A 1,887-nucleotide genomic window follows, 5' to 3' on the forward strand; every position below is an offset into this window, starting at 1 on the left:
CACGGGTCCGGGGTCGCGGCCTTCGCGATAGAGCTCGTTGTAGCCGCTATAGGCATCGGCTTGCAGGATCCCGGACCATGCCGCGAGATGGGCCTGCGGGTGCTCGCCGCGCCGATCGCGCGAGTAGTGGAACAGGGCAGCTGGAGGATCAGATCCGGCAAAGGGCCGATCGTCGCGGACGTAGACCCATAATCGGGCCACATCGGTCTTGCCCTTGGCCATGACCGGCACGGTCGTATCGTCGCCGTGAAGCCGGGCGGCAGCCAGAACATGCGCCTCGATCAGCTTGTAGAGCGGCATCAGCGCGTGAGCAGCCGCGCCGACCTGATCGGCCAAGGTCGAGAGGCTGAGCGGCACGCCCTCGCGGGCAAAGCGCTCGACCTGGCGGTTGAGCGGTTGGTGCTGCCCGTACTTCTCGAAGAGCAGCATCGCGAGGAAACTGGGGCCGGCCCATCCGCGCGGAACCACGTGGAACGGTGCCGGGGCCTGAGCGATCTTCTCGCAGTCCCGGCACGAGAACTTCTCCCGGACCGTCTGGATCACCTTCCAGGAGCGCGGGATCACCTCGAGCGTCTCGGTGACGTCCTCGCCGAGCTTCGAGAGCCGGTCCCCACCGCAGGCCGGGCAGGAACAGGGTGCAGGCACCACAACACGTTCGCGCGGCAGGTGATCGGGGAACGGCTTCCTTGCGGGCGGCTTGCGCTCGAACGCAGTGACCGCGGTGGTCTTGGCTGCCGCTTCCTCGGCGATCAGATCGTCCTCGGCGGCGTCAGCCTCGAGATCCTCGAGCTGCAGCTCCATCTGATCGAGCAGGCGGCGGCTGCGCTCGGCGCTGGGGCCGTATTGCTCGCGCTTCAGCTTGGCGATCTGCAGCTTGAGGTGGGCGATCAGCGCCTCGATGGCGCTCTCGCGGGCATGGGCGTTGGCCAGCTTGGCCTCTGCTTCGTCAGCCTTCTGGAGCGCGGAAACCAGCAGCGCCTTGAGCGCTTCGACATCGTCCGGAAGGGGCGAGATGACGGCTTCCATAGGAGGGGTGGAATCATGTTCCACCCTCTGCCGCAAGGGCGAAATGCGCCTCTTCGACGATTATCCGGCGCTCGCCGGTCGCCACGTATACTGCGGGTTGCGCCAGTCGATCCCCTCCAGCAGGCACGCCAGCTGCGAGGGGGTTAGCGACACCGTTCCCTCAGTCGCCGAGGGCCACACGAACCGACCCTTCTCGAGCCGCTTGGCGTAGAGCGACATACCGATCCCGTCGTGCCAGATGATCTTGATCAGCGAGCCTGCGCGGCCGCGGAACACGAACAGATCGCCGCAATGCGGATTACGCTTGAGCCCCTGCTGCACCAGCAGCGCCAGGCCCTGCATGCCCTTCCTCATATCCGTGTGGCCCAGCGCGATCCACACCCGCGCGCCGGGAGGGATCACCGCAGAGCCTTCAGCGCAGCAGCGACGAGCGCCGGCGATGCCGCAGGATAAATGCTCAACCGCTTGCCGCGCGGCAGGTCGACAATGATCGCGGGGTGCTCGGCAGCGCTGGCTGCCGCCGCGCCCTCGTCGATCACTGCTTCGGCGAACACCGCCGCTGGCAGCTTCTCGGGCACGTCACCGTCCTGGGCGGCCTCTGCATCGAGCAGCTTGCGCCGCCACGTGTAGATCAACCCCGAGGAGACGTCATGGCGGCGGCAAACATCGGCAACCCTGGCGCCCGGCGCAAACGCCTCGGCCACAATCTGCAGCCGTTCCTCGTCGCTCCACCGACGCCGCCGCTCGGGCCCCGAAAACACAGTCACCTGACCCATCGACCGCTCCAAAGCACACTCTTAAGAGCACGCTTAAGAGCGCTCGCTGCCTAACCAGGCAAGGCGGCCCCCGCCGGATGGATAC

General features: G+C 66.9%; 3 protein-coding genes. All 3 read right to left on the minus strand.

The genetic code is table 11. The annotated features are described in order from the left end of the window. The coding region (gene tnpC / locus C0V72_RS16015; RefSeq protein ID WP_143704649.1) for an IS66 family transposase at positions 1-1,026 on the minus strand (1,026 nt) is incomplete at its 3' end. A 60-nt stretch (positions 1,027-1,086) separates the two neighbouring features. Then, entirely contained in the window at positions 1,087-1,428 is a 342-nt protein-coding gene (tnpB, locus tag C0V72_RS16020; protein WP_267893452.1) for an IS66 family insertion sequence element accessory protein TnpB, read from the minus strand. Then, positions 1,425-1,802, minus strand: coding sequence for an IS66-like element accessory protein TnpA (gene tnpA / locus C0V72_RS16025; protein WP_101795122.1), 378 nt, complete (start codon positions 1,800-1,802; stop codon positions 1,425-1,427). Before tnpA ends, tnpB begins: the two co-directional genes overlap by 4 nt. Between the last annotated feature and the right edge of the window lie 85 nt (positions 1,803-1,887).

The organism is Porphyrobacter sp. TH134, assembly GCF_002855495.1.
Lineage (GTDB): Bacteria > Pseudomonadota > Alphaproteobacteria > Sphingomonadales > Sphingomonadaceae > Erythrobacter.